This window comes from Gilliamella sp. Nev3-1, from assembly GCF_001690435.1.
Lineage (GTDB): Bacteria > Pseudomonadota > Gammaproteobacteria > Enterobacterales > Orbaceae > Gilliamella > Gilliamella apicola_C.
Window position 1 is genome coordinate 122,752 of sequence record NZ_LZHN01000040.1, and the last position, 26,993, is coordinate 149,744.

A 26,993-nucleotide genomic window follows, 5' to 3' on the forward strand; every position below is an offset into this window, starting at 1 on the left:
TCAATAAGAGTAATGTAAGGTTACTCCCAGTCGAAATATCCAACTTCAACATAATAAAGAACAAGAGGACATTATTTTGTTTAACCCGACATCTCAAAAATTTCAATATGGCCGTCATACAGTAACTTTAGAAACTGGTATTATGGCTCGTCAAGCAACGGCAGCTGTTATGGTCAATATGGATGATACAGCTGTGTTTGTTACAGTTGTTGCCAATAAAAAAGTAAAAGATGGTCAAGACTTTTTTCCGTTGACGGTTAATTATCAAGAACGTACTTATGCAGCGGGACGCATTCCAGGTGGATTTTTCAAACGTGAAGGCCGACCAAGTGAAGGCGAGACTTTAATTGCACGTTTAATCGACCGTCCACTTCGTCCATTATTTCCTGAAGGATTTGTTAATGAAATCCAAATTATTGCAACAGTTGTGTCAGTCAATCCTGATGTAAGCCCTGACTTAGTTGCTATGATTGGTGCTTCTGCCGCACTTTGTTTGTCTGGTGTACCATTCCATGGTCCTATTGGTGCGGCTCGTGTTGGTTTTATTAATGATGAATTTGTATTAAATCCATCAGTAAAAGAACTAGCAACAAGTCGTTTAGATTTAGTTGTGGCAGGAACCAAAAGTGCAGTATTGATGGTTGAATCTGAAGCAGATCTACTAACTGAAGATCAAATGTTAGCCGCAGTGGTATTTGGTCATGAACAACAACAAATTGTTATCGATAATATCAATGAATTTGTAGAAAAAGCCAATTGTGAAAAATGGGATTGGGTAGCTCCAGAAAAAAACGAAGCATTATATAATGCGATTGTTGAGCTAGCTAAAGAGCGTTTAGGTGAAGCTTATCGTATTACCGAAAAACAAGCGCGTTATGCACAAATTGATTTAATCAAAGAAGAAGTATTAGCTACGTTAAAAGAACAAAATGAAGAGCTTGATGAAAACGAAGCGATTAATATTATTGTCGATTTAGAAAGCCAAATTGTTCGCCAACGTGTTATTGCCGGTGAGCCACGTATTGATGGTCGTGAAAAAGATATGATTCGTGCACTTGATATTCGTACTAATGTTTTACCAAGAACACATGGTAGTGCATTGTTTACGCGTGGCGAAACGCAAGCATTAGTTACGGCGACTTTAGGAACTGAACGCGATGCACAAATCATAGATGAGTTAACAGGCGAATATACTGAGCGCTTCTTACTTCATTATAACTTTCCTCCATATTCTGTTGGTGAAACAGGTATGGTCGGCTCTCCAAAACGTCGAGAAATCGGTCATGGTCGTTTAGCTAAACGTGGTGTTGCTGCGGTAATGCCAAGTAAGGAAGAATTCCCATACACTGTGCGTGTGGTTTCTGAAATCACTGAGTCAAATGGTTCGTCTTCAATGGCTTCGGTTTGTGGCGCTTCGCTTGCGCTTATGGATGCCGGTGTACCAATTAAGTCTTCTGTTGCTGGTATTGCAATGGGGCTAGTGAAAGAAGGCGATCAGTTTGTTGTGTTATCTGATATTTTAGGTGATGAAGATCATCTTGGTGATATGGATTTTAAAGTAGCCGGTACCCGTGACGGTGTAAGTGCGCTTCAAATGGATATCAAGATTGAAGGTATCACTAAAGAAATTATGCAAGTTGCATTAAATCAAGCTAAAGGTGCTCGTTTGCATATTTTAGGTGTGATGGAGCAAGCAATTAATCAACCTCGTCAAGAGATTTCTGAATTTGCTCCTCGTATTTATACGATGAATGTTAATCCAGATAAGATCCGCGATATTATTGGTAAAGGTGGTGCAACAATTCGTGCCTTAACCGAAGAGACAGGTACAACCATTGAAATTGCAGATGATGGTACCGTTAAGATTGCAGCCTCTGATGGAAATAAAGCTAAAGATGCTATGGCTCGCATTACTAACTTGGTTGCTGATGTTGAAATAGGTAAAATTTATACAGGAAAAGTAACTAGAATTGTTGACTTTGGTGCTTTTGTATCTGTTATCGGTGGAAAGGAAGGGCTAGTCCACGTTTCCCAAATAGCTGATCATCGAGTCGAAAAAGTGGCTGATTATCTAAAAGTAGGCCAAGAAGTCAATGTCAAAGTGCTTGAAATTGATCGCCAAGGTAGAATCCGTCTCAGTATGAAAGATGCTGTTGAGCCAGCGGTAGACGTAGCTCCGACTGCAGAATAAACATATTATTCACTAGGGGGATAAAAGTGAGATTATTCAACCTGAGGACTGTATACTGCTTTTTACTGGCTGTTATTCTTTTATCGGGTTGTACTAACTCTCAGCTCCTGCTGGCTGTTCCTGAGCAAGTTTCTTATGATGATGAGTTAAAAATTGCTCAGATCAGCCAACAGCTATCTCAAAAAAATATTGACACTGCAACGCGTATGCAGCTCATTTTTCAGCGTGGAATTGTTTACGATTCATTAGGGTTTAAAGCTTTTGCACAAAGTGATTTTTCTTATTTGTTAAATTTTAACCCTGGAATTCCTGATGTTTATAATTTTTTGGGAACTTATGCTCTGCGAGAAGGTAATTTTGATGAGGCTTTAACGTCCTTTAATACTACATTAGAGCTTGATCCTACTTATGCTTATGCCTATTTAAATCGGGCAATTACCTTGTATCGCACTGGGCATTACCAAGCAGCAGAACGTGATGCATTGCAGTTTTATCAATATGATGTGAATGAACCTATCAGGATTTTATGGCTTTATTTGATCGAAAAAGAAACAGACAATAAGTCTGCGCAAAATGAGCTACAAAAACGTTATGAGCTGATTAATGATAAAACGAGTTACAGTGGTAGTATTATTGCATTTTATTTAGGAAAAATAAGTGAGCCTAAATTAATGCAAAACCTTCAAGAAGGCGTTGAGAGTAATCGGCAGTTAGCCGAACGCCTTTGTGAAGCCTACTTTTACTTAGGTAAGTATTACCAAAGTAAAGGTGACGACGAGCGTGCCAAAATGTTATTTAAATATGCTTTAGCAAATAATATTTATAATTATGTTGAACATCAACAGGCACTCTATGAAATGAAGTTACTTGAAGAAAAGTAACAAGGGTCATGCCAGTTTTAAAAGTGAAAATGTCGTTATAGCGTATTCTGATTTGCCAGTAATATATTCTTAACATTGAATAATGCTGTTAGCTTTATTTTCGATTATATAAACGTTAATTAGTTTTAAATCTATTTTGTTTTAAATCTATTTTGTTTTATATCGAATCGTTGTTAAGTCAATATCGGCAGTTAGTTATTGGGGTTAGTTGTAAATTTTCAATTTAGTGAGCTGGCATAAATTTATATTTGCTTTGTTTATTTGCTTGGCAAAATAAGATAGTTAACTATTGATGTTTATTCATAAATATTAATATCTTTGCCAACGAAATAAACAAGTTTATATATTCAAAATTTATAAGCGAGTTTACATGACAAAAGAAGTTTCTTTTATTGACCTTGGTTTATCCGAGGATATCCTTAACGCCTTAAATGATCTTGGTTTTAGCAAACCATCACCTATCCAATCTGAGTGTATTCCTCTATTATTAGATGGTAATGATGTATTGGGTATGGCACAAACAGGTAGCGGTAAAACAGCTGCGTTTTCAATTCCTTTTTTAATGAATATTGATGCAAATTTAAAAGCACCACAACTTTTAGTTTTAGCACCAACACGAGAATTAGCGATACAAGTTGCTGATGCTTGCTCTGAATATTCAAAATATATGAAAGGAGTAAAAGTTCTTGCTTTATATGGTGGGCAACGCTACGACGTCCAGTTACGTGCCTTAAAACAAGGTCCACAAATTGTGGTTGGCACACCAGGACGTTTACTTGATCATTTAAATCGCAAAACATTGGATCTTTCCAATCTAAAAGGTTTAGTACTTGATGAAGCAGATGAAATGCTAAGAATGGGATTTATTGATGATGTAGAAAGCATCATGGCAACGATCCCAGAAGATCATCAAACAGCATTATTTTCGGCAACAATGCCAGCACCAATTCGTCGTATTACTAAACGATTTATGCATAATCCAAAGGAAGTTCAAATTAAAGGGACTAATCAAACAGCACCTGATATTGATCAAAGTTATTGGCTTGTTCGTGGTATGCGTAAAAACGAAGCGATTGTTCGCTTCTTAGAAGCAGAAGATTTTGATGCCGCTATCATATTTGTTCGAACAAAATCAGCCACTTTAGATGTAGCTGATGTACTTGAAAAAAATGGTTATAGTTGCGCTGCTTTAAATGGCGATATGACACAACAATTACGAGAACAGACCTTAGATCGCTTACGTAACGGTCGGCTTGATATTTTAATTGCAACTGATGTTGCTGCTCGTGGGCTAGATGTTGAGCGTATTAGTTTAGTTATCAATTATGATATCACATTAGATTCTGAATCTTATGTTCACCGTATTGGACGAACAGGTCGAGCAGGTCGAGCAGGTCGAGCTATTTTATTTGTTGATAGCCGTGAACGTCGTTTACTTAAGAATATCGAACAAACTATTAAAAAACCGATTCCAGAAGTTGGATTACCATCTAAAGAGCTACTCGAAAAACGTCGTTTAGTTAAATTTACTGAACAAGTCCGAAAACAACTTGAAAGTAGCGATTTAGACCAATACCAAAATCTATTAGCACAAATACAATCTGATAGCGGAGCTGATTTAGAAACAATTGCAACTGCTTTATTAAAATTAGCGCAAGGTGAACGCCCACTAATTTTACCACCAGATCCAGTATTTAAACCTGCGCGAGAAATGCGAGATCGTGATAGCCGAGGAGGCGAGCGTCGGTTGCGTGGTGATAACCGTGAATCACCCAAACGTCGAGAGCGCCGAGATGTTGGCGATATGGATATGTACCGCATTGAAGTGGGTAAAGAAAACGGTATTGAAGTTCGTCATATTGTTGGAGCAATTGCCAATGAGGGTGATATTAGTAGTCGGTACATTGGTAATATTAAACTTTATGATACTTATTCAACTGTTGAATTACCAAAAGGCATGCCGAAAGACATGTTGAAACATTTTGAAAAAGTAAGAGTTCTTAATCAACCAATGAAAATGAGTCTATGTACTGGCACAACGGCTGAAGCAAAGCGAGGCCGTAAAAGTGGCAAATCTGATATATCTGATAAAGGATTTGCAAAAAAACGTGGTCGCCCTTCAGCACCTAAATTTTAATGATGTTAACCTCTGCCATCTGGCAGAGGTAAATTTATCTCCTCTCATTTTGAACAACTACTAGCAAAGTCGTTCGCCCTATATGCCATGCAATATTGAGGCCATGCAAGATTGAGTTAGAAAATTAATGATATAACTTCAAAAGTTAATCAATACGAGGTAAGTATGGTTAGCGGTCTAGTTATTGCAAATAAGTAATATAGACATAATGAATTAGTCATAAATTTTTTCTGAGAAAGAAACTAAAATAAAACAATGTTAGTGTTTTGCCCTAAGTTAGGATTGAGAGTATACTGTTGCTAATATTAAACGGTAAACAGAGGTATAGCATGGCAAATTCCTTAAATAAATGTAAAGCTAATGAAACAGCAGCATGTTGTTGTGTGGATGTTGGTACAATAATTGACAACGAAGATTGTACTGCTGGGTATGAGCACGTTTTTGCAACAGAATCAGAAGTTCAAGCTAAATTGGCTTCATTAACACAAGCTGCAAAAAATGTTGAAACAGAACCATGCAAAATTGATAGCAATATTGAAAAAGTTAACGATGGATTTAAATTATCAGTAAAATTTACCTTTTGCTGTGGTGCAGAATCTATGATTTTTCAATTAAAATTACGTTAATTAACTATAGATGAAAATTAACTATAAATGAAAGTTTGCATTATGAGACACGGTGAAGCAGGGTTTTCTGCTTCATCGGATTTTAGCAGAGCCTTAACCAATTATGGCATAAAACAGTCGAATCAAGCTGGAATGTGGCTTAAAGAGCAAGGTTATCAATTTGAGCTTGGTTTAGTCAGCCCTTATTTACGTGCTCAACAGACATTTACTGCATTATCATCACATGTTAATGTTGCAAAGATTGAAACTGATCAGTTTTTAGTGCCCGGTGGTAACTCATCACATGTCGCTGGCATATTAACGATGTTGCTAGCTGAAGGAACTGAAAATGTAATAGTGGTATCACATCTACCGCTAGTGGGATATTTAGTTAATGAATTGTGCCCGCAAATCAATCCTCCTATGTTTCCTACAGCGGCAATTGCTTGTATTAATTTGTCGTTAGACTCTGCAGGAAAACTTGAATGGTTTTATCAAGCGGAGTAAAAAAACTTAATCTTTTTGATTTGCCGTTAACTGGTCGAGCTTTAATTGAAGCATCGGCTGGAACAGGCAAAACTTATTCACTCACCTTCATTTACTTAAGGTTATTACTTGGCATTGGCCAAAATAGCTACCCAAGACCTTTAGAGGTTAACGAAATTCTGGTGGTTACTTTTACCAAAGCGGCGACCCAAGAACTACGTTCTCGAATAAGGAAAAATATACAAGAACTACGAATTGGATTATTGGAAGGACAACATCAAGATCCTATTTATCAACAACTCATTGAATTAGTCGACGATCGAAAATTAGCGGTGCAACGACTTACCGTTGCTCAACAATCAATGGATGATGCGGCAATTTATACTATCCATAGTTTTTGCCAGCGTATACTCACCAGTCATGCGTTTGAATCTGGCGTGTTATTTGAGCAAAAGTTAGTTTCAGATGAATCACAACTAAAATTGCGAGTAACACAAGACTTTTGGCGCCACTACTTTACGCCACTGGATAAATCGCTTGCCTATTTAGTCCTTGCAACATGGCAAGATCCAACGGAATTATTGAAAGATATTACCCCATATTTAGGCTTAGATCTAAACGACAATAAACCGATAAATCCAGATATCACAGCTAAAATTAAAGCATTTCATCAAATAAATTATGAGAAAATTGAAAATGTTAAGCAGTCTTGGCTAGCGTCGGTTGATGAGTTAGTCGATATCATTTCTCAATCAGGTGTCAGCAAACAATCATATAGCCGTCGAAATTTACCTAATTGGGTGACTAAAGTCTCAGCATGGGCAAATAATGTAACTCAATCTTTCCAATTACCTAATGAGCTCGAAAAGTTTAAGCAATCGATTTTAATTGAAAAAACGAAAGAAGGAAAGAATGCGCCATACCATTTTGTTTTTGATCAGATTGACGGCTTATTCAAACAATCGTTTGATTTACGTAGCCAAATTTTAATAGATATCGTCAGTGTGATTCAAAAAGATCTTTACAACGAGAAACTTAAAAATGGCGAAATGAGCTTTGATGATCTTATTGGGCAACTTAATCGCGCATTACATGCAAAAACAGGTGCACGATTAGCGAAAAGTATAGCTTCAAAATACTGTGTTGCCTTGATTGATGAATTCCAAGATACCGATCCTGCGCAATATCAAATTTTTAACCATATCTATGGTAACAAACAGACCGATCGAGGCTTACTGTTTATTGGCGATCCTAAGCAAGCAATTTACAGTTTTCGGGGCGCTGATATATTCACTTATTTAAAAGCTAAACAATCGGCAGGAGAAAATTATTTTACCATGGATGTAAACCATCGTTCGTCGGCAGCAATGGTTAACGCTGTTAACCAATTGTTTGCTAATTGCGATAATCCATTCATATTTGAAGATATTCCTTTTTTACCTATGGATGTAGCAAAGCAGAATCAACAAAAGTCTTTGCAAATTAATAACCAAGAAATAGGTGCCTTAACGGCATATTTATTGCCTGACGAAATTACAACCAAAACAGATTATCAAAATCACATGGCAAATTGTTGTGCTGATCAAATTGTGACTTTGTTATCTAACTCATCAATATTAATTGATAATGAAAAACAACAGCGCCCCGTAACAACGGCTGATATTGCCATCTTAGTACGCACTGGGCGTGAAGCAGAAATTATTCAACAAAAATTGGCTAATTGTGGTGTTAAAAGTGTTTACCTATCAAACCATAGTAGTGTTTTTTCGTCAAATGAGGCAAAAGATGTATTGAATCTACTACAGGCTGTTTTAATGCCTGAAAACGAAGCAACACTAAGGTTAGCGTTGATGACGTCATTGCTAGGGCAAACCATGACCGAGCTAGAGCAAATCACTGACGATCAAGACAAATGGGAAAGTTTAGTTGAAGAGTTCAAACAATACCAAGCAATTTGGCAATATTATGGTGTGTTAGTTATGTTACGCCGAATGATGAAAAAACGTCATTTAGCTGAAAACATATTAGCTCACAAAGATGGTGAGCGAATATTAACCAACTTAATGCATTTGGGGGAATTACTACAAGATGCATCACATGAATTAGATAGCCCACATGCGTTAATTCGTTGGTTTACAAAGCAAATAGTTAGCCCAGATCTTAACTTAGAAAATCATCAGCAACGCCTCGAAAGTGATGAAAATCTCGTTAAGATTATTACTATTCATAAATCAAAGGGATTGGAGTTCCCGATTGTTTGGTTACCATTTATTTCATTGTGTCGAATATCAGATAGCCAATTTTATCATGATAAAAATGATGATTATCAGCTAAATTATGTATGGCGGTTAACTGACGAGATTAAACAACAAATAGAAAACGAACGACTTGCTGAAGATTTACGATTATTATATGTTGCAATGACGCGCTCTGTTTACCATTGTTACATTGGTCTTGCCTCATTGAAGGCCAATCAATCTGCTATTAATTATTTATTAAATAGTGAATTAAGATCAATTGAACGTATGGCTAATTTAGTCGATGTACAATTACCCGTAGAGTGTAAGCAGTATATTCCTCAAATTTTGCCAAACCCAGTTTTGTCAGCTAACGTATTTTCGCGCAATATCTCAAGTGATTGGCGGGTCACAAGTTACACGGAATTACAAAAACATAATGATCAAATATTGGCTTACCATCCTGATATTATTAATGACTGGGACGAACCACAACTTGACACAAACAGTTCCCTGCCAGCTGATTTTCAATATGATATTCATCATTTTCCTAAAGGGGCATATGTCGGTACATTAATGCATAGCATTATGGAAGAGGTCACGCCAGATAACCTTGATGCATTATGCAATAACATGTTGACAAAGCTAAATTTAGAACCAGCATGGCATAGCGTAATAACTAAATGGATGCAGCAAGTATTGGGTACACAACTGCATAAGCCAAATTTAATCCTATCAAAAGTATTATTGGATCAACATATTAATGAATTGCAATTTTATCTCCCTATACGCAAAATGGTAACTAGCCAGCAATTAGATAGCTTATGTAAACGATATGATAATTTGTCAAAATTATGCCCAAAGTTAGACTTTGACGCTGTACAAGGCATGCTAAAAGGGTTTATTGATTTAGTCTTTAAATTTGAAGGAAAATATTATGTGGTTGATTACAAATCAAATTGGCTAGGTAAGTGCGTTGAGTCTTATCATCAAGCCGCTTTAGAAAAAGTGATGTGTGAGCATCGCTATGATTTGCAATATCAACTTTATTGTTTAGCATTGCATCGTTTTTTAAAAAATCGCTTAACAAATTACCAATACCAAACGCATTTTGGCGGTGTTTATTACCTGTTTTTGCGTGGCATGCCTGAACATGGCGTCTTTTACCATCGACCTGAACAAGCCTTTATTGAAGAGCTTGATAAGTTATTTGATGGAGAAAACATTGTTTAATTTATTTGCATCATCAATTTTTAGTGCTGTACCTTCAAGGAGTTGCAACTTATAAAAATTTTCAATAGGTATATTTATTATTAAATCAATAGGTATATTTATTATTAAAGTAGAAAATCAAAGATACTTTTTACCATATACTTTCTGGATAATTAATTATCATTTTTAATGAAAAGGAAATTTATACATTCTCTACTTGCAGGGCTTGTTTATAATAATTTTTAATCATAGTTATGCTCACACCCTCCAACAATTTTTATCCATTACATCTGATGAAAAACAACGATCTAATTAGCCTGTATAGAATGGTATCTATATATTATTAAATGTTTTTGTCACTTCCTATTTTTTAAAGGCTGCTGGCTGTATTTTGCACGATATGTATATAAAATGATAATTTTTAATGTGATATCAATCACACTATTAGTATTTAGTTTTTGAACAATCGTTTTTATTCGCTATATTAAAATTGCTTATTAAAAAGTATTGGATTGTTACCGATCTATAGCGGGCAAAACCTAAAGGGCAGTAATGGCTACCCTTTAGGTTTTTTTTTGTTTTAAATCTAAAAGATTTTATTTATTCTTTAAAATAATGAGTAGAGAAAAATGAAATATTCAATAAAAAAAATATGTAAAGTAAAACCAAAACGAATTGTTTTAATGACGATGCTTTGTTTATGTTATTTACCAAATGCTATTGCTGCTACTCAAGATGAATTAGAAGCAAGAATTGCATTATTAGAACAAAAATTATTAGCACTTAGTCAAGAGTCTAATGATTTGAAAAAGCAAGTGATTGAGTCGAATAAACAGCTCGCTCAGTTAAATAATCATCTTCAAAAACAACAAATTGTTATAAATAATCAGAAAAAAGCACTTAAAAATAGCCAAAAAACAGTACTTACAAAGCAACAGCCACCTAGTAATCCTGCACAAATAAGTAATAATCAAATTGTGCTAGTTAATACACCAAAAGCAGACACCGTACTAGGTGAAAATCCACCAGAAAAGAGATCATTTACTTTAGCTGAATTTAAAGACTATATTAAAGATGAAATCGGTTTTTCTTATAATGGTTATTTTCGTGGTGGCTGGTCAACTTCAAGTAATGGTAAACCTAAGAATTATGCTGAAGGAGCATTAGGTCGATTTGGTAATGAATATGGCGGTTGGTATGATCTTGTCTTTAAGCAAAAAATCTATGATCAAGATGGAAGACGTGTTGATACAATTGTTATGATTGATGGAAATGTAGCGACAAATAAAGCTGCGGGGTTATTTAATACTCAAGATGACAATCTTATGCAATTTTCAGATATTTATTTAGAAACAAAAGGATTTGTACCAAGTTTTCCTGATGCAAAATTATGGGTTGGTAAGCACTCATTACCTTATAATGAAATTCAAATGCTTGATTGGAAAACCCAAAAAACACCCGCTGGTGGGGGGATTGGTGTTGAAAATCTTAAAGTCGGTATCGGCGCTTTTGATGTCGCTTTAGTAAGAGCAGATGTAAATGTAAAGAGCAAAAAAGGAGTAGCTAAAATAGATAGCAATGGCAATGAAATTATTCAACATAAAAAAGAAGAAGTTGATTTAAACGAACTAGAAATCCGCTATCGTGATATTCCATTATGGAAAGATGCAACGCTTGGGGTGAATGCTCGTTATTCAGCTCCAAATAAATCTAAAATCCAAGATAATGTATCTGTAAAAAATGCTTGGCTTGGTAGTTTTGTTTTGCGTCAAAATAAATTTTTTGGTGGATTTAATCAGTTTACATTGCAGACAGCAACCAATTCTGTTGCTTCACAGTTAGCAAATATTAATACGAATAATCCAGAATTTGCCAGTAATTCAGATAATGACTATATTGGTACGCATACAGGAGGTAAAGCTTATCGCTTTGTATCAGAGGGGGAAGCTTATCTAAGTAATGATATTATTGTGGCTCATGCTTTGGCGTTAACTTCAGGTAATGATGTTTACTCTTACGATCTTAACCGCCCACATACCGATTTTACAAGCTTTAAATCAGCTATAAGACCAGCTTATATCTGGGATACTTATAATCAAAGTGGTGTTGAGCTTGGTTATTTTCGACAAAAGAACAAAGTCAAAAATAAAACTTATGTTGAAGAAGGATACAAAACCACGCTTTATCATTCGTTCAAAGTTGGAAAAAGTATTTTATCTTCACGACCCGATATCCGTTTTTATGTTTCTTATATAGAGGCATTACAAAATGATATCAGTAAATTTGATTTTAATGGTAAAGATCATCAAATTAGTTTTGGTGTACAAACCGAAGTCTGGTTTTAATTGTAATTTTATAGATATGATATAAAACTTATCATCTGAACTTTATTATAGGTTTAGCTCAATACCGCTTATTTATATAGTTCAGATGAAAAGTTAACGGTTTACTGGTGTAGACCTACTGTAGACCTACGTTATTTTTAGCTAAAGCTGGTATATAAACGTGAATCAACTTTTGCAAGTGATGTTCGCGCGTGGCGATTTTTTTATGAAGAACCATAATGGGTTATTGGGGTTTTGTGAGGTAAGAATTCTTTAATCCAGTAGTCACTAAACGTCATGAGCTTTTGTGTTCGCTCAAAAATAAGCAATATCACTGAAAATCGATTAACTTAATATGGTTTTTCACCTAAATTGATTAAAGTATTTTGGCATATACAATATGCCTCTTTTACCTAAAATAAAGTGACTGGTTTAATGCAGTTTAGCAATACAATCTTTGCTAATAATAGTATGCCATTATCGGTTTTAAAAAGTTTTTTTATTGCAAAGATTGGTAGTCAGCCTTTACTATTTTGGTAACTTTCAAGCCCTGACGTGCATAAAATTACCTAAACTTTCTTCTGGGCACAGAGTAGATGGCATATTGGCGTTTATACAACAATTAGGTTCAGTTGGGCTCAACTTGTCAATTGTTTGTGGTTGTGAGTTTTGTAATCGTTTACCAAAATAATATAGCTCTGCTAAGGTGCAGTACGAAAATAGACATCTATATTGCGATTGTTGAGGTGGTGATTCATATGGCTATGTGTCTTAAAGGGTATCTTTAATTCCTTATTTGGTGGTTAGCAAAGCACAAAATATAACCAATTCCATTTCTGGGGATATTAACTTTATTTTAAGATTGATAACCACTTACAAATAAAATGATTATGCGAATTACCATTTATTTATGTTATTATGTAAATATTTATAGGTTATTGTTGTAAATATGATGAAAAAACATAATGTTATTACAATGCTTCCGCTTTTTGCGATTGCTTTTAATAGTTACGCTATAGACAAATATGTGACAGATGATGTTGATATTTATTTGCGGCGAGGCCCTGGTTCGCAGTATGCGTTTTCTAATGTAGTTAAAGCTGGAGAAAAGGTCATTGAGCTAGAAAAAAGTGCAGATGGTAAATACAGTCGTATTCAACTTAATAATGGTAGTGTTGCTTGGATAGAAACGGCTAAACTGAACGAACAAGCTAGCTATAAAGAACGCTTTCCTGAGTTAGAAGCAAAATTTGCAGAATATAAAGATAAAGCCGATAACGCCGATGCGAACCAACAGAAATTGGTCAATGAATACATCCAAAAGTTGCAATCAGCGGAAAAAACAATTGAAACACTTCAAAGTAAAAATGAAGTTTTAGAACAACAGCTCAAAGAGCAGGGGACGCGAATTGAATCAATGCTGAATCAAGTGGATGATAAACGCCTTGATCTTATTGTAACTTGGTTCACCTATGGTGGTCTTGTAGCTGGTGGTGGCCTTATTTTAGGGCTTATATTACCAAGGATTATACCTAGTCGACGTAAAAAAGATCGTTGGATGCGATAGATGAGTGCAACCTATCTTGTTGGAGGTAGTGTGCGCGATAGTTTGTTGCATCTGCCTGTTATTGATCATGACTGGGTTGTTGTTGGTGCTACGCCAGAGGAGCTTTTGGCATTAGGATATCAACAAGTCGGTAAAGATTTCCCTGTATTTTTGCACCCCAAAACAAAAGAAGAATACGCATTGGCTCGGACTGAGCGAAAATCCGGTAAAGGTTATACTGGATTTATTTGTGATTTTAGTAAAGAAATTACATTAGAACAAGATCTGATTCGCCGAGATTTAACCATTAACGCCATTGCCATGGATGAAAATGGCAATATTATCGATCCTTATCATGGTGTTGATGATATCAAACATAAAATCTTACGCCATGTCTCACCAGCTTTTCGAGAAGATCCGCTACGTATATTACGAGTTGCACGTTTTGCAGCGCGTTTTCATCAATTAGGCTTTACTGTAGCGCCACAAACCTTAGACTTAATGAAACAAATGGTATCAGCTGGTGAGGTGAGTTGTTTAACGCCAGAACGCGTATGGAAGGAAACAGAAAAAGCATTGTCAACTTCAAATCCTCAAATCTATTTTCAAGTACTTGAGCAATGTGGGGCGCTTACGTTGTTGTTTCCATTATTATGCCTATCAGCTGATATTCTTGATGCGCTAAAAAAATCAACCCTACTAACTGACGATTTAACTATACGTTTTGCTGTATTGTGTGGGCTGTTGCCTAGTAAGTCTGTGGTCGAATCATTGTGCGCAAAAATCAAAGCCCCCAACAACTATACTAAAATTGCGATTATGACTCGCCAATATCGTGGCGATGTTGAAAGAGCGCAGACACTCACTGCTGAGCAAATTGTTTCGTTGTTAAATAACATTGATGTATGGCGCAACCCTTTGCACCTAAATCAATTAATCATCGCAAGCCAAGCTTTCGCTAAAACAACATCGTTTACACAAGCAAATTATTTAAAAGAAGCTTATAGCATCGCCAATGGTGTTAACGTGCAACACATTATTGCTGATGGTTATACTGGAAAACAAATTCATTGCGAGTTACAAAAAAGGCGAATTGAAGCGTTAATAAACTGGATTTGATTGCATCTTAATCAATCGCAACTTTTTTTCAAAATATCTTAAAAAAAGGGTTGACGATTTGTCGTAACACAAGCATAATGCGCCTCGCAATGTTGGTTACGACGTTGCGAATGAATGGCTACGTAGCTCAGCTGGTTAGAGCACATCACTCATAATGATGGGGTCACAGGTTCGAATCCCGTCGTAGCCACCATTAAGATTGGGTAATACTTTTACCGGAAGTATTCAGTGCGGGTGTGGCGAAATTGGTAGACGCACCAGATTTAGGTTCTGGCGCCGCAAGGTGTGTGAGTTCAAGTCTCTCCACCCGCACCATTTAATCTTAATGTTTATCCTTTAATTGGGGTATAGCCAAGCGGTAAGGCAGCGGGTTTTGATCCCGCCACGCCCAGGTTCGAATCCTGGTACCCCAGCCATTCCAGTATGCATATTTAAGATATCTTACTCTATAATCTGTTTTATATCCAGCATGCTGATTCCATTAATGCTATTGCATATAGATGGAACTGGTAGATGTGCTAGATTTATTCTAGTTCTCACTAACGTATATTGTGTACGATATTTGTTTTCTATAGTGGGGTATAGCCAAGCGGTAAGGCAGCGGGTTTTGATCCCGCCACGCCCAGGTTCGAATCCTGGTACCCCAGCCATACTTTGATCATTTTGATTGCTAAAGTGTATCCTTCGATTAAAATTCCTAATTGCTATCTATTTGTCTTTGCCAAATGAGGTTGGCAGAATTTTATCTGTATGCTTAATTTGGGATATCTGACCGATTTTAGTTAAAAATTGATATTAATAATTAAGCAATTACCATGAAAGTTAATGTTTTAGATTAACGTTTTTGATGTGAAGCCCACATGAGCAAAAAACATTGCTCATGTAGAACTTATTTTAGAAAACTGTGACTTTATTTATATAGGCTTACAAACACCGTTTGCGCTGTGTTTGCAGGGTTGGCAGATACTTCTTTTACGTAATAAAAATGGGCGCCATTAGCGATAGCATGTTTTTGTGCAGCCGAACTAATTTCTGCAGTATTGTTAAATACACCATGGAAGCTAATTGTATTAAATGGGGTCATATGTTTAAACGCTTCACTACTGATTTCGTAAGCATCTTGACCTTGTATCGCATTTGTAGCGATATAATCTCTGATTGGCGCATCTTGTTTGTATAAGGCAACTTCGATATCTTCAGCTTGACTGCTGGCATTAGCCGACGAAATTGAATCGATATAAAACGCATAAGCATTTTTCTCAGCGGCTAATTTACTTGCTGCTTGAGTGATTTCGGATGTGTTATTGTAATTACCTTTAAATTTAACAATTTCAAATGGTAAATAGTAAAGCGCCTTTGAACGATTATAAGAAACTACACCATTATAGGTGGTTTCATCTTTCTGCACGGCAATAGGTGCATTAGATTGATAAATATTTGCATAAACAATAGCGCGATCTGATGAAGTGCCATTAGCTGGGCTTTCGATGGCAGTAATGTGGTAATATTTAGCTCCCGCTTCGTCGGCCGCACGTGAAATATCCTTAGCTGCGTTATCGGCTTGTAAGTAACTTCCAGTCACTGAAATTTCTTTTAATGGCACTAAATGGCTACTTTCTTTGGCTGTTAAAGGTTCAGCAGCGTAAAGATTCGCAACGGGTAAAGATAATAGTACGGCTAAAGCAATAGAAGTTTTGGTAAAACGTTTCATGATTGAATCCTTCGTTTTGAATTATTAAAATAGAAAATCACTTTGTTAACGCTTATTTAATTTACAGATATATTAATATAGTGTTGCTTTGAGAATGTTCTAACTTGTGGAGCTCCAGAATGTTTTGTCCTTGTCTACTTGTAAAAAGTGTTAAGACATATAATAGTTGTTTTGGTTTGAATGAATTGTAAAACAACTATCTATAGTTATAAGATGTTCAGTGATAATCCTCAAGCTCTTTTCATTAAATAGAATAGAGCCTAGCACAAATTGCTTAAAATGAAATAATTTGTTAAAAAAAGTGTTAACTTTTTGCTGATTAAACTTGTGATTACTTTTGTAAAATTGTATTTACCCTATAGATTATTCACGAATTGTTTCGATGAAACGCATAAGAATTTGAGCGGTTAACCCCCAAATAACCCTATTACGATACTGATAAAAATAGACGGGATGCTCGCGTTTTTGCCAGCTTTGTGAACGGTTAGTAATGATATTAAAAGGGAAATCATCGGCAGGTTTATGCCCTACAAACATTGTTGCACTCATTGGGCGGTTATGAATAAACCACTCAACCGGAACGGTAAAGATTTGTTCTACTTCGTCATGGTTTAGTTGCAAATCATTTAGCGAGTTTATTGTGCCTACAAATGGGTAAATAATCATACCTAATGTTGCAATAAATTTAGGTAATTGCCCTAAAATCGTTATTTGATTGTAGGCTATACCTAATTCTTCAACAGTCTCACGCTTGGCGGTGTATTCGGGATTGGGGTCAGTCAATTCAACCCGACCACCAGGAAAACAGATATCGCCAGGTTGCCATTTTAGTTTTTCTGATCTGACCTGAAATAACAGATGCAATTGGTGATTAACCTCGACGATTGGTAACAATACCGCAGCTTTATTATCGACAAATTTGGTTGCCTGCTTTTTTTGGATTTGCTTAGTTATATTTTCAATTGTGATCATATTAATGTGTTTTACTCTAAGATTAAATTTTAGCCCTATTTACCTTGCACTAATAACATGCTAGATTTACCAAATGCGTTAGTTTAATACGCGTGTTTTACCTAATTGAAGCTATGCAATATTATATCAATAACATAAAAAAAGAACTTGAAGAGCTTGCCAATCTAAAGCGTGAACGGGCTCTTATTGGCATGCCTGATGAATTTCAACAAGTATTTTTGTTGCTTCCTGCTCTTTTTCACTATCATACTCCTGAATTACCCGGATATATGGAAGGTAATATACCTTCAGGGATTGCTTGTTATCAATTATCTACTGATACAAAAAAACTACTTAAACATAAATTTAATTTTGCTCCCACCAAAAATAAAACTAAAGTGACTCGTGTTCCTGCAATATCAGCTTTATATTCAATGGGCAGCACCTGTTCTATGGGGCAGTCGGTTCAATCGGATCTTGATATTTGGATATGCATTGAAAATAGTTTAACTGACCAACAAAAAGAATTCTTACAGTTAAAATGTCGCCTAATTGAAGATTGGGCCGCAACGTTGCAGGTTAAATTAACGTTATTTGTTGTTGATGCCGATCGGTTTATTAATAAACATCATGAATGCTTAATGGGTGAGAATTGTGGTTCTGCACAGCACATTTTGTTGCTTGAAGAGTTTTATCGCTCCGCAAATTTATTAGCTGGCAAATTTTTGTTGTGGTTTGTGGTGCCCCATAACTTTACTGTGAATAACGTCATTTACTCCACTTATGAAGAATGTGTTAACGCCATGGTTGATCTTAATTTAATTGAACGAGATCAGTGGATTGATTTTGGACCGTTAACAAATCTATCAGCTGAAGAGTATTTTGGTGCAAGTTTGTGGCAACTTTATAAAAGCATTGATTCACCTTTTAAAGCTGTGCTTAAAACTATGTTATTAGAAGCGTATTCATGGATTTACCCACAAAATAAACCAATTGCTTATCAAATGAGAGAACTCATTCAAAACGGCGAAATACATAAAGGAATGTATCTAGATTCGTATTACATGCTATTAGACAGAATTAGTAACTATCTCATTGAAATTAATGATTGGCAACGACTTGAGTTAATTCGCAACTGTTTTTATTTAAAAATAAATGAAAAGCTCTCTATTCCAATGAAATCACTTTCTTGGCGCCGTGCTATACTTAGTAACTTAGTTAAAAGCTGGGGATGGAATAAACAACAAATTGCAAAATTAGATGCTTGCCAAAAATGGAAAATAGGGCAAGTTCGAGAAATGCATGAAATTTTGTTACACACCATGATGGCGGGCTATCGAAATTTGCTTAATTTTGGTCGGCGTAATAATTTAGACTCACAGATTAGCCCTAAAGATTTGGCGATATTAACACGAAAGCTCTATGCTGCTTTTGAAGTACTACCGGGAAAGATTACCACTTTAAAGCTTAATATATCTGATAATCTACAAGAAGAGGTATTAACATTTATTCATGTCGCCAAAGATCGTATTAATCGAGCTGGATGGTATGTTTATAATCAAAAACCTATGTTGAAATCAATTGTTGGTCATCAATATCTAGAATACAGCAAATATTTAGTGAAATTAGTAGGATGGTGTTACTTTAACGGCTTAATAGCTGATTCTACCTCTTTTTATTATCGCGATGGAGAAAATCGAAACAACACAAAAATTAATAAGTTGATTGAGGATCTAAAAAAATATTTTCCTATTGATGTGCCTACAGCAACTGAAGATCAGTTATATGGACCATGTGAAATTCGTCATTTAGCTATTATTTTAAATTTAGAAGACGATCCAACAGTGAATATTGAATTAGACGACCAAGTAACTAATAGCGTGCTTAATTATGGTCAGCATGAGCTGAGCTTGGTGGGATCGATAGATCTTCTTTATCGTAATTCATGGAATGAAATTCGTGTACTTCATTTTAGTGGCACACTATCGGTGCTTGAAGCGATTAAGGCTTTGTTAAATCGTATGCACAAAGACGCTGACTTGCCCAGTTCAATCGAAATTTTTTGTTATAGTGAGTACCTAAGCAATGAAATCAAACAGGACATGAAAAAGCTAATGGATGAATGTATTGATTTACGTTTAACCACGACTGAAAACAACTCAACACAAGTTAAACCATTAAGGGTTGGAGGAGCTTCTTGGTATCTGTTTTTTGAACGACTAGGCGTATCAAGTCATCAATTTGACAATGCAATTGATTTTTATGGCGCGGTATCAAATAATAAAATACAAGGTAGGCCACTGAATATTTTAGACGAAACTAACGAACTACCGAAAGAAATTGATAGTGTTGCTTATGCAGGGATTATTCAATTCTTCTTTGAAAATACCGATTCGGGCTTTGATCTTTTCATTTTAAATGAACATAATCAAGTTGAAATTTATCGTAACTGCAACGGTTCAAGAGACAATATGGTGAAAGATATCAACGAATTTTATGTTTTATCTGACGATCGTTTTACGTTTACCACCAGTAGCTCGGTTAATTTTAATCTACCTCAATTTTATCAAATCACTTATAATGAACGTGGTGAGCGAGAGATCGTTCCGCTTAATTAAAAAATCGAAACCCGATCTTATTTGCAATAATCGTTGTCAAAAAACTTCAGAAAAATTTATTTTTGAGTTTATAAAGATTAAATATTTACAATTAATGAGTAAAATAATTAAATTTCTATTAAAATAGTGGGAACTTTTTTTCAATTTAAGAATCTAACTGTTTGTATGCGCAAATTTGGGCCGAACGACAGTTATTAACACAATAAGGAATGGCCTTTAATGGGGGAGCAAGTAACAGACCAAGTACTAGTTGATCGCGTTCTTAAGGGAGACAAAAACGCTTTTAATTTACTTGTTGTTCGTTATCAAAACAAATTGGCTTATTTGGTTTCTCGTTATGTATTAGCGTCTGAAGTTCCTGATGTTGTGCAAGATACTTTTATAAAGGCATACCGTTCATTAAGCCTTTTTAAAGGTGAAAGTGTTTTTTACACATGGTTGTATCGAATTGCGGTTAATACGGCAAAAAATTACTTAGCGTCTCAAGGAAGGCGTCCTCCAGCATCAGATATTGATGCTAACGAGGCTGAAAGTTACGAAGGTGCAGATTCATTGAGAGATCTCGATAATCCTGAAAATTTAGCGCTTTCAGACGAAGTGAAAAAAACAGTATTTGCTGCCATAGAGGCATTACCCGACGATTTAAAAACGGCAATCATGTTGCGCGAAATTGACGGTTTAAGCTATGAAGAAATCGCTAAAATTATGGATACCCCTGTAGGGACAGTGCGGTCACGTATTTTTAGAGCACGCGATGCAATTGATGAAAAAATTAAACCATTACTTAGTTAACGGTTACAAACAAATTAATAAGCAGTAGTCATAAATTTAAGGTATTTACTATGCAAATAGAACAGAAAGAGCAACTTTCACTACTTATGGACGGTGAGTTTGACAATGATCATATTGTTGATGCAGTATCATATGACGAAAGTTTGCAATCATGCTGGCAGCGCTACCACCTTGTAAGAAATACAATGCGTGGCGAGTTGCATAGTAGCTTATTAACGCTAGATGTTTCTAAGCAAGTAGCTAATGTAATTATGGCTGAAGATTTATATAACCAACCGACAAATCAACCTAATGTTGAAGCCACTGCGCCACCAAAATCTGAAAATCTCATGTGGATTCACGTTAAAGACTTTTTTGCTAAAGCTAGCCAAGTTGGGCTTGCAGCGTGTGTAACCCTTGGCATTATTGTTGGTGTGCAATATCATCAAGGACAAGCAGATAGTGTTAACGCAAGCCCTATATTAAATACAGTACCAGTAGGGATAAACCTTGCACCAGTGGGGGGAACTCACCAACAAAACGATCAGCAATTACTTGAAAAACGCCAATATGACAAAATTAGATTGCTTGTACAAGATTATGAATTACAAAAAAGATTAAATGCTCGTTAATTCGAAATGAAATCATTACATTATTTTGTTATATATTCTCTAAAACAGAGCAGAAATATTATATTTGCTCTGTTTTTTGTGTTTTTTTCAGCGTCTATTTTTGCTCAGGATACCGACGATGCCCTAATACGCTTAAATAGAATGAATCATGCTGTAAAAACGCAAGATTACCGAATTTACTTTTTATCTCAAGATAAAAACCAATATGTAAGCACATTTGAATATAGCCATTTGGGCGCTACTAAAAAAGAAGATATTAATGCGTGTTTGCGTTATCTTGAAGGTCCTGATAAAGAGATCATTTTACATAAAGGCGTCACCAGTTATTTTCAGCCTGATAGCCCATCATTTTCTATTACAAGCTCACGTATTTTGGAAGCTTTTCCTGATGTGATCTATAACAATTTCGATGCGCTTAAAGACATTTATGATTTTATTGAATTAGGTCAAACTAGAACTGCTAACCGAAGCGTACAATTGGTAAAAGTTGTCGCTAAAGATAACGACCGTTATAGCTATGTGATTTGGATTGATGATGAAACCGATTTACCGATGAGAATTGATTTATTAGATCAAAATAATGATGTCATCAGCCAACTAAAAGTGGTTCAACTTGAGAAAGATTTTGATAAGAATGAACTGGCAAACTACATCAATAGCCGAACTTATCCGATTTTATTATCGATTGAAAAGCAAAAAGATGTGCTTGGCCAATGGCGATTAGCTTGGTTGCCTAAAGGGTTTAAAGAAATAGCCGCCTATAATTTGAATTTTTATAGCTCTGATATTGCCACTAAATTGTACTCAGATGGTGTATTTTCGTTTACGGTTAATGTATCTTCTGAGCAAGCTAAACAATCAAATCAAATCATCCAACAGGGTGGGCGGACTATTTATTCAACGAACTTTGGGCACAAAAATATTATCATCATTGGTAATTTGCCACAAACTACTGTTGAGCGTATTGCACAAAATATTATCCAGAAATAAAGACAAACTTCTCGATAACGCTATGCTTAGTAGTGATAAATGTGTAAAATGTTCCTCTTTCTGTCTATGTAATTATTAGCAATGCTGGTAATAACCAAAAGGCACTTTAGATAGTTAACCGTTAATAACCAAGATACTAATTTATTAATATGAATAAAAATATCCGCAATTTTTCAATCATTGCTCATATTGACCATGGTAAATCAACGCTTTCAGACCGCATCATTCAAATTTGTGGTGGGCTGTCAGATCGCGAAATGGAAGCCCAAGTGCTCGATTCTATGGATCTTGAGCGTGAGCGAGGGATCACCATTAAAGCACAAAGCGTAACGCTTGATTATCATGCTAAAAATGGCGAAACCTATCAGCTCAATTTTATTGACACGCCAGGCCATGTTGACTTTTCGTACGAAGTCTCTCGCTCGCTTGCTGCTTGTGAAGGGGCATTATTAGTTGTGGATGCTGGGCAAGGCGTAGAAGCACAAACACTAGCAAACTGCTATACCGCGTTAGATATGGATCTTGAAGTTGTACCCGTTCTTAATAAAATAGATTTACCCGCAGCCGAACCAGAACGTGTTGCGGCTGAAATCGAAGATATTGTTGGCATTGATGCAAGTAATGCGGTTCGCTGTTCGGCTAAAACAGGTGTTGGTGTTATTGATGTACTTGAGCAATTAGTTAGTGATATCCCCCCACCAGAAGGCGACTCTAATGCACCATTACAAGCACTTATTATCGATTCGTGGTTTGATAACTACTTAGGTGTAGTATCACTAATTCGCATTAAAAATGGTGAGTTAAACAAAGGCGATAAGATCAAAGTAATGAGTACTGGCATGACTTATAACGTGGACAGGCTAGGTATTTTTACTCCAAAACAAGTAGATACACAGCGCCTCAATTGTGGTGAAGTAGGTTGGGTTGTTTGTGCTATCAAAGATATATTAGGCGCTCCAGTGGGTGATACTCTGACTTTGGCAAAAGCACCTGCACAAACCCCATTACCAGGTTTTAAAAAGGTCAAACCACAAGTTTACGCAGGGTTATTTCCAACCAGTTCTGACGATTACGAAGCTTTCCGTGATGCGCTTGGAAAATTGAGCCTAAACGATGCTTCACTATTTTATGAGCCAGAAAATTCAGGCGCTTTAGGATTTGGATTCCGTTGTGGTTTTCTTGGCTTACTACATATGGAAATCATTCAAGAGCGTTTAGAGCGTGAATACAACCTCGATCTTATCACTACCGCGCCAACGGTTGTTTATGAAGTGCTAACCACATCGAACGAAACAATTTATGTTGATAGCCCAGCTAAATTACCGGCAGTAAATAACATCCAAGAATTACGCGAACCGATTGCTGAATGTAACATATTAGTACCACAAACTTATTTAGGAAACGTAATTACATTATGTGTTGAAAAGCGCGGCGTACAAACCAACATGGTTTATCATGGCAATCAGGTTGCTTTAACGTATGAAATCCCAATGACTGAAGTTGTATTAGACTTTTTTGATAAGTTAAAATCGACATCGCGCGGGTATGCCTCATTAGATTACAGTTTTAAACGATTCCAAGCTGCCGACATGGTAAGATTGGATGTATTAATTAACGGTGAACGCGTTGATGCATTAGCCTTAATCACCCATAAAGATAATGCACCATATCGAGGGCGAGAATTAGTTGAAAAAATGAAAGATCTTATTCCCCGTCAACTATTTGATATCGCCATTCAAGCAGCTATTGGTAATCATGTTATAGCACGATCAACCGTAAAACAATTACGTAAAAACGTATTAGCCAAATGTTACGGTGGCGACGTAAGCCGTAAAAAGAAACTTCTACAGAAGCAAAAAGAAGGTAAAAAGCGAATGAAACAAGTAGGTAATGTGGAATTACCGCAAGAAGCATTTTTAGCGATTTTGCATGTAGGGAAAGATTAACCAATTAAAGACAAATCGATAAAAAGATTTATTTAAAGAGGGAAAAAAATGGCTGGAACATTTGCCATCATATTAACATTAGCGACACTTATTACAGGTATTTTTTGGTTTTTAGAAAAATTCAAATGGAAACCAGCAAGACAACGCAAAGTTGAAGAAATCCGCACACAAAGCGATGGTGAAGTCGATGGAAAAGTCCTTGCTCAAGTTGGCAAGCCTAAAGGCTGGGTTGAAAACTTATCATCATTTTTCCCAGTTTTGTTTGTGGTGTTTGTTATTCGCTCATTTATATATGAGCCGTTTCAAATTCCATCTGGCTCAATGATGCAAACGTTATTAATTGGCGATTTTATTGCTGTTGAAAAATATGCATACGGCATGCGTGATCCTATTACCAATACTGTTATCATCCCTACAGGAAAACCTAAACGTGGTGATGTGGCTGTATTTAAGCACCCTGATATTCCAAGCATGGATCTGATTAAACGGGTTGTTGGTATGCCTGGCGATAAAATCGTGTATCAGGTTAAAGAAAAGCAAGTTCTAATCTACCCGGCCTGCCAACCAACCGATATAAATTGCCAAGGCCAACAATTGCAACCACTTGATTTGCATTACAGCGAACCTAAGCTAAGCAATTGGAAAGAAGTTCACGAACAGTTGAAACCAAACCCTAGTTTTTATACTGAAGAACAATATGCTGATAAAGGTATTGTCGACTCTGAATCTATTGTGACATTGAATATGAAAATTCAACAAGAGACCTTAGGCGACAGAGCACACGAAATCTTAATCACACAAGGTTCACAAGAAAACCCAAGATATTATTATCACCAAGATGGTCAACCTGATGCTACTTGGATCGTACCACCAGGTCATTATTTTATGATGGGCGACAATCGTGATAACAGCGGCGACAGTCGATATTTCGGTTTTGTGCCTGAAGCTAACTTTGTTGGTAAAGCAACAGCAATTTGGATCAGCTTTGAAAAACAACCAAACGAATGGCCTACGGGTATCCGCTTTAATCGTATTGGTGGCATACATTAATCATTATGAAAACATTTACTGAAATTCAACAATCTATCGGCTATCAGTTTCAGGATCTCTCTTTACTTGAATTAGCACTTACTCACCGAAGTGCTAATAAACTGCATAACGAACGTTTAGAGTTTTTAGGCGATTCTATTTTAAGTTTCGTCATTGCTGATGAACTCTATCATCGCTTTGTCAAACAAGATGAAGGTGATCTAAGCCAAATGCGAGCAACCTTGGTTTGTGGGCAAACACTTGCCGAAATTGGAAAAGATTTCAAGTTGGGCGATCACCTTATTTTGGGGCAAGGTGAATTAAAAAGTGGAGGGTTTCGTCGCGAATCCATTATTTCTGACGCTGTCGAAGCTATTATTGGAGCCATTTACTTAGATAGCGACATCGAAACAATACGCCTGTTAATCTTATCATGGTATCAAACGCGATTAAGCCAAATCCAACCTGGCATTAAACAAAAAGATGCCAAAACAAGATTACAAGAATATTTACAAGGAACTCATCGCCCTCGTCCGTGTTATTTAATTCTTGAAGTCACAGGTGATAATCATGAACAAGAGTTCTTAATTCAATGTAAAATTGACGACGATAGCCACGAGTATTTGGGGCGGGGCTTAAGTCGCCGAAAAGCAGAACAAGCTGCCGCACAAGAAGCTCTCAACCAATTAGGTATAAAATGATAGAAACAACACAACATTGCGGGTTTGTCGCCATTGTCGGGCGACCAAATGTAGGTAAATCAACGCTATTAAACCAGTTGCTTGGACAAAAAGTTTCGATTACATCACGTAAAGCGCAAACGACCCGCCACCGCATTATCGGTATCGACACACAAAATAACGATCAAATTATCTATATTGATACACCAGGACTTCATATTGAAGAAAAAAGGGCGATTAACCGCTTAATGAACCGAGCGGCAAGTAGCTCAATTGGTGATGTTGAGCTTGTTATTTTTGTGGTTGAAGGGACACATTGGAATGATGATGATGAAATGGTCGCTAACAAGTTAAAAGACTGCAAAAGCCCTATATTGCTAGTGATTAATAAAATTGACAACGTTAGTGACAAAACACAATTATTACCACATATACAAACGATCAGCCAAAAAGCAAATTTCATTGATGTTGTACCAATTAGCGCTGAAAAAGGCGAATGTATTGATATTATAAAAGATATCGTCAAAAAACATTTACCAGAAGGTGAACACCATTTTCCTGAAGATTACATAACCGACCGCTCGCAACGCTTTATGGCATCAGAAATCATCCGTGAAAAGCTCATGCGCTTTTTAGGTGATGAATTACCTTATTCGGTAACGGTTGAGATTGAACAATTCAAAGTGGATGAACGCAACGGAATGTACCGAATTAACGGATTGATTTTAGTTGAACGCGATGGGCAAAAGAAAATGGTCATCGGCAATAAAGGCGAAAAAATCAAAAAAATAGGCATCGAAGCCCGCAAAGATATGCAATCCTTTTTTGACAACAAAGTCCATTTAGAACTTTGGGTAAAAGTTAAAGCGGGATGGGCTGATGATGAGCGAGCTTTACGAAGCTTAGGCTATAGTGATGATTAAAAAT

At 36.2% G+C, this 26,993-nt stretch carries 19 protein-coding genes and 4 tRNA genes; 21 read left to right on the forward strand and 2 right to left on the reverse strand.

Annotated elements, in window-relative coordinates:
* The first annotated feature begins 76 nt into the window (after positions 1 to 76).
* The 13 genes from pnp to A9G40_RS07050 all read left to right on the forward strand — a co-directional run bounded on the left by pnp (position 77) and on the right by A9G40_RS07050 (position 15,388).
* Positions 77 to 2,191: a polyribonucleotide nucleotidyltransferase gene (gene pnp / locus A9G40_RS06990; RefSeq protein WP_065582455.1), complete on the forward strand. Its 2,115-nt coding sequence runs from the start codon at positions 77 to 79 to the stop codon at positions 2,189 to 2,191.
* A gap of 26 nt (positions 2,192 to 2,217) precedes the next feature.
* Entirely contained in the window at positions 2,218 to 3,072 is an 855-nt protein-coding gene (nlpI, locus tag A9G40_RS06995; protein WP_065567221.1) for a lipoprotein NlpI, read from the forward strand.
* 370 nt (positions 3,073 to 3,442) lie between these two features.
* Positions 3,443 to 5,209: a DEAD/DEAH family ATP-dependent RNA helicase gene (locus A9G40_RS07000; RefSeq protein WP_081297840.1), complete on the forward strand. Its 1,767-nt coding sequence runs from the start codon at positions 3,443 to 3,445 to the stop codon at positions 5,207 to 5,209.
* A 329-nt stretch (positions 5,210 to 5,538) separates the two neighbouring features.
* Positions 5,539 to 5,835, forward strand: a complete 297-nt coding sequence (locus A9G40_RS07005; RefSeq protein ID WP_065582456.1) for a YfcZ/YiiS family protein — start codon at positions 5,539 to 5,541, stop codon at positions 5,833 to 5,835.
* A gap of 42 nt (positions 5,836 to 5,877) precedes the next feature.
* A complete protein-coding gene (sixA, locus tag A9G40_RS07010; RefSeq protein ID WP_218057729.1) occupies positions 5,878 to 6,321 on the forward strand; it encodes a phosphohistidine phosphatase SixA in 444 nt (147 codons plus the stop codon).
* Positions 6,300 to 9,770 (forward strand): exodeoxyribonuclease V subunit beta, encoded by a 3,471-nt coding sequence (gene recB, locus A9G40_RS07015; RefSeq protein ID WP_065582458.1) that lies wholly within the window; start codon positions 6,300 to 6,302, stop codon positions 9,768 to 9,770. The genes sixA and recB overlap by 22 nt, the downstream gene beginning before the upstream one ends.
* A 608-nt stretch (positions 9,771 to 10,378) precedes the next feature.
* Positions 10,379 to 12,094, forward strand: coding sequence for a carbohydrate porin (locus A9G40_RS07020; protein ID WP_081302179.1), 1,716 nt, complete (start codon positions 10,379 to 10,381; stop codon positions 12,092 to 12,094).
* A 928-nt stretch (positions 12,095 to 13,022) separates the two neighbouring features.
* Positions 13,023 to 13,640: a TIGR04211 family SH3 domain-containing protein gene (locus A9G40_RS07025; protein ID WP_065582459.1), complete on the forward strand. Its 618-nt coding sequence runs from the start codon at positions 13,023 to 13,025 to the stop codon at positions 13,638 to 13,640.
* Positions 13,641 to 14,738: a CCA tRNA nucleotidyltransferase gene (locus A9G40_RS07030; protein WP_065582460.1), complete on the forward strand. Its 1,098-nt coding sequence runs from the start codon at positions 13,641 to 13,643 to the stop codon at positions 14,736 to 14,738.
* Positions 14,739 to 14,854: 116 nt separating this feature from the next.
* Positions 14,855 to 14,931, forward strand: a tRNA-Met gene (locus tag A9G40_RS07035).
* A 37-nt stretch (positions 14,932 to 14,968) separates the two neighbouring features.
* Positions 14,969 to 15,053, forward strand: a tRNA-Leu gene (locus A9G40_RS07040).
* Positions 15,054 to 15,079: 26 nt separating this feature from the next.
* Positions 15,080 to 15,154, forward strand: a tRNA-Gln gene (locus tag A9G40_RS07045).
* 159 nt (positions 15,155 to 15,313) lie between these two features.
* A tRNA-Gln gene (locus A9G40_RS07050) sits at positions 15,314 to 15,388 on the forward strand.
* A gap of 260 nt (positions 15,389 to 15,648) precedes the next feature.
* Here the strand turns inward: A9G40_RS07050 and A9G40_RS07055 are convergent.
* Both A9G40_RS07055 and A9G40_RS07060 read right to left on the reverse strand, forming a co-directional pair.
* A complete protein-coding gene (locus A9G40_RS07055; protein WP_065582461.1) occupies positions 15,649 to 16,449 on the reverse strand; it encodes a YdgH/BhsA/McbA-like domain containing protein in 801 nt (266 codons plus the stop codon).
* Positions 16,450 to 16,812: 363 nt separating this feature from the next.
* Entirely contained in the window at positions 16,813 to 17,421 is a 609-nt protein-coding gene (locus A9G40_RS07060) for an NUDIX hydrolase (protein WP_081302180.1), read from the reverse strand.
* Between the two features lie 113 nt (positions 17,422 to 17,534).
* Here A9G40_RS07060 and A9G40_RS07065 point away from each other — a divergent pair, with 113 nt between their 5' ends.
* The 8 genes from A9G40_RS07065 to era all read left to right on the forward strand — a co-directional run bounded on the left by A9G40_RS07065 (position 17,535) and on the right by era (position 26,989).
* Entirely contained in the window at positions 17,535 to 20,018 is a 2,484-nt protein-coding gene (locus A9G40_RS07065; RefSeq protein WP_065582462.1) for a class I adenylate cyclase, read from the forward strand.
* A 219-nt stretch (positions 20,019 to 20,237) separates the two neighbouring features.
* On the forward strand, positions 20,238 to 20,810 hold the full coding sequence (gene rpoE, locus A9G40_RS07070) for an RNA polymerase sigma factor RpoE (protein ID WP_065566482.1): 573 nt from the start codon (positions 20,238 to 20,240) through the stop codon (positions 20,808 to 20,810).
* Between the two features lie 50 nt (positions 20,811 to 20,860).
* A complete protein-coding gene (locus tag A9G40_RS07075) occupies positions 20,861 to 21,421 on the forward strand; it encodes an RseA family anti-sigma factor (protein ID WP_065582463.1) in 561 nt (186 codons plus the stop codon).
* A 141-nt stretch (positions 21,422 to 21,562) separates the two neighbouring features.
* Positions 21,563 to 22,411 (forward strand): MucB/RseB C-terminal domain-containing protein, encoded by an 849-nt coding sequence (locus A9G40_RS07080; protein WP_065582464.1) that lies wholly within the window; start codon positions 21,563 to 21,565, stop codon positions 22,409 to 22,411.
* Positions 22,412 to 22,560: 149 nt separating this feature from the next.
* On the forward strand, positions 22,561 to 24,357 hold the full coding sequence (gene lepA, locus A9G40_RS07085) for a translation elongation factor 4 (RefSeq protein WP_065566485.1): 1,797 nt from the start codon (positions 22,561 to 22,563) through the stop codon (positions 24,355 to 24,357).
* Between the two features lie 48 nt (positions 24,358 to 24,405).
* The gene (gene lepB / locus A9G40_RS07090) at positions 24,406 to 25,407 is read left to right on the forward strand and encodes a signal peptidase I (RefSeq protein ID WP_065582465.1); all 1,002 of its coding nucleotides are present in this window, start codon (positions 24,406 to 24,408) and stop codon (positions 25,405 to 25,407) included.
* Between the two features lie 2 nt (positions 25,408 to 25,409).
* Complete coding sequence (gene rnc, locus A9G40_RS07095; protein ID WP_442902718.1) at positions 25,410 to 26,087, forward strand: ribonuclease III; 678 nt, start codon at positions 25,410 to 25,412, stop codon at positions 26,085 to 26,087.
* Positions 26,084 to 26,989 (forward strand): GTPase Era, encoded by a 906-nt coding sequence (gene era, locus A9G40_RS07100; protein WP_065582467.1) that lies wholly within the window; start codon positions 26,084 to 26,086, stop codon positions 26,987 to 26,989. The genes rnc and era overlap by 4 nt, the downstream gene beginning before the upstream one ends.
* Positions 26,990 to 26,993 lie beyond the last annotated feature (4 nt).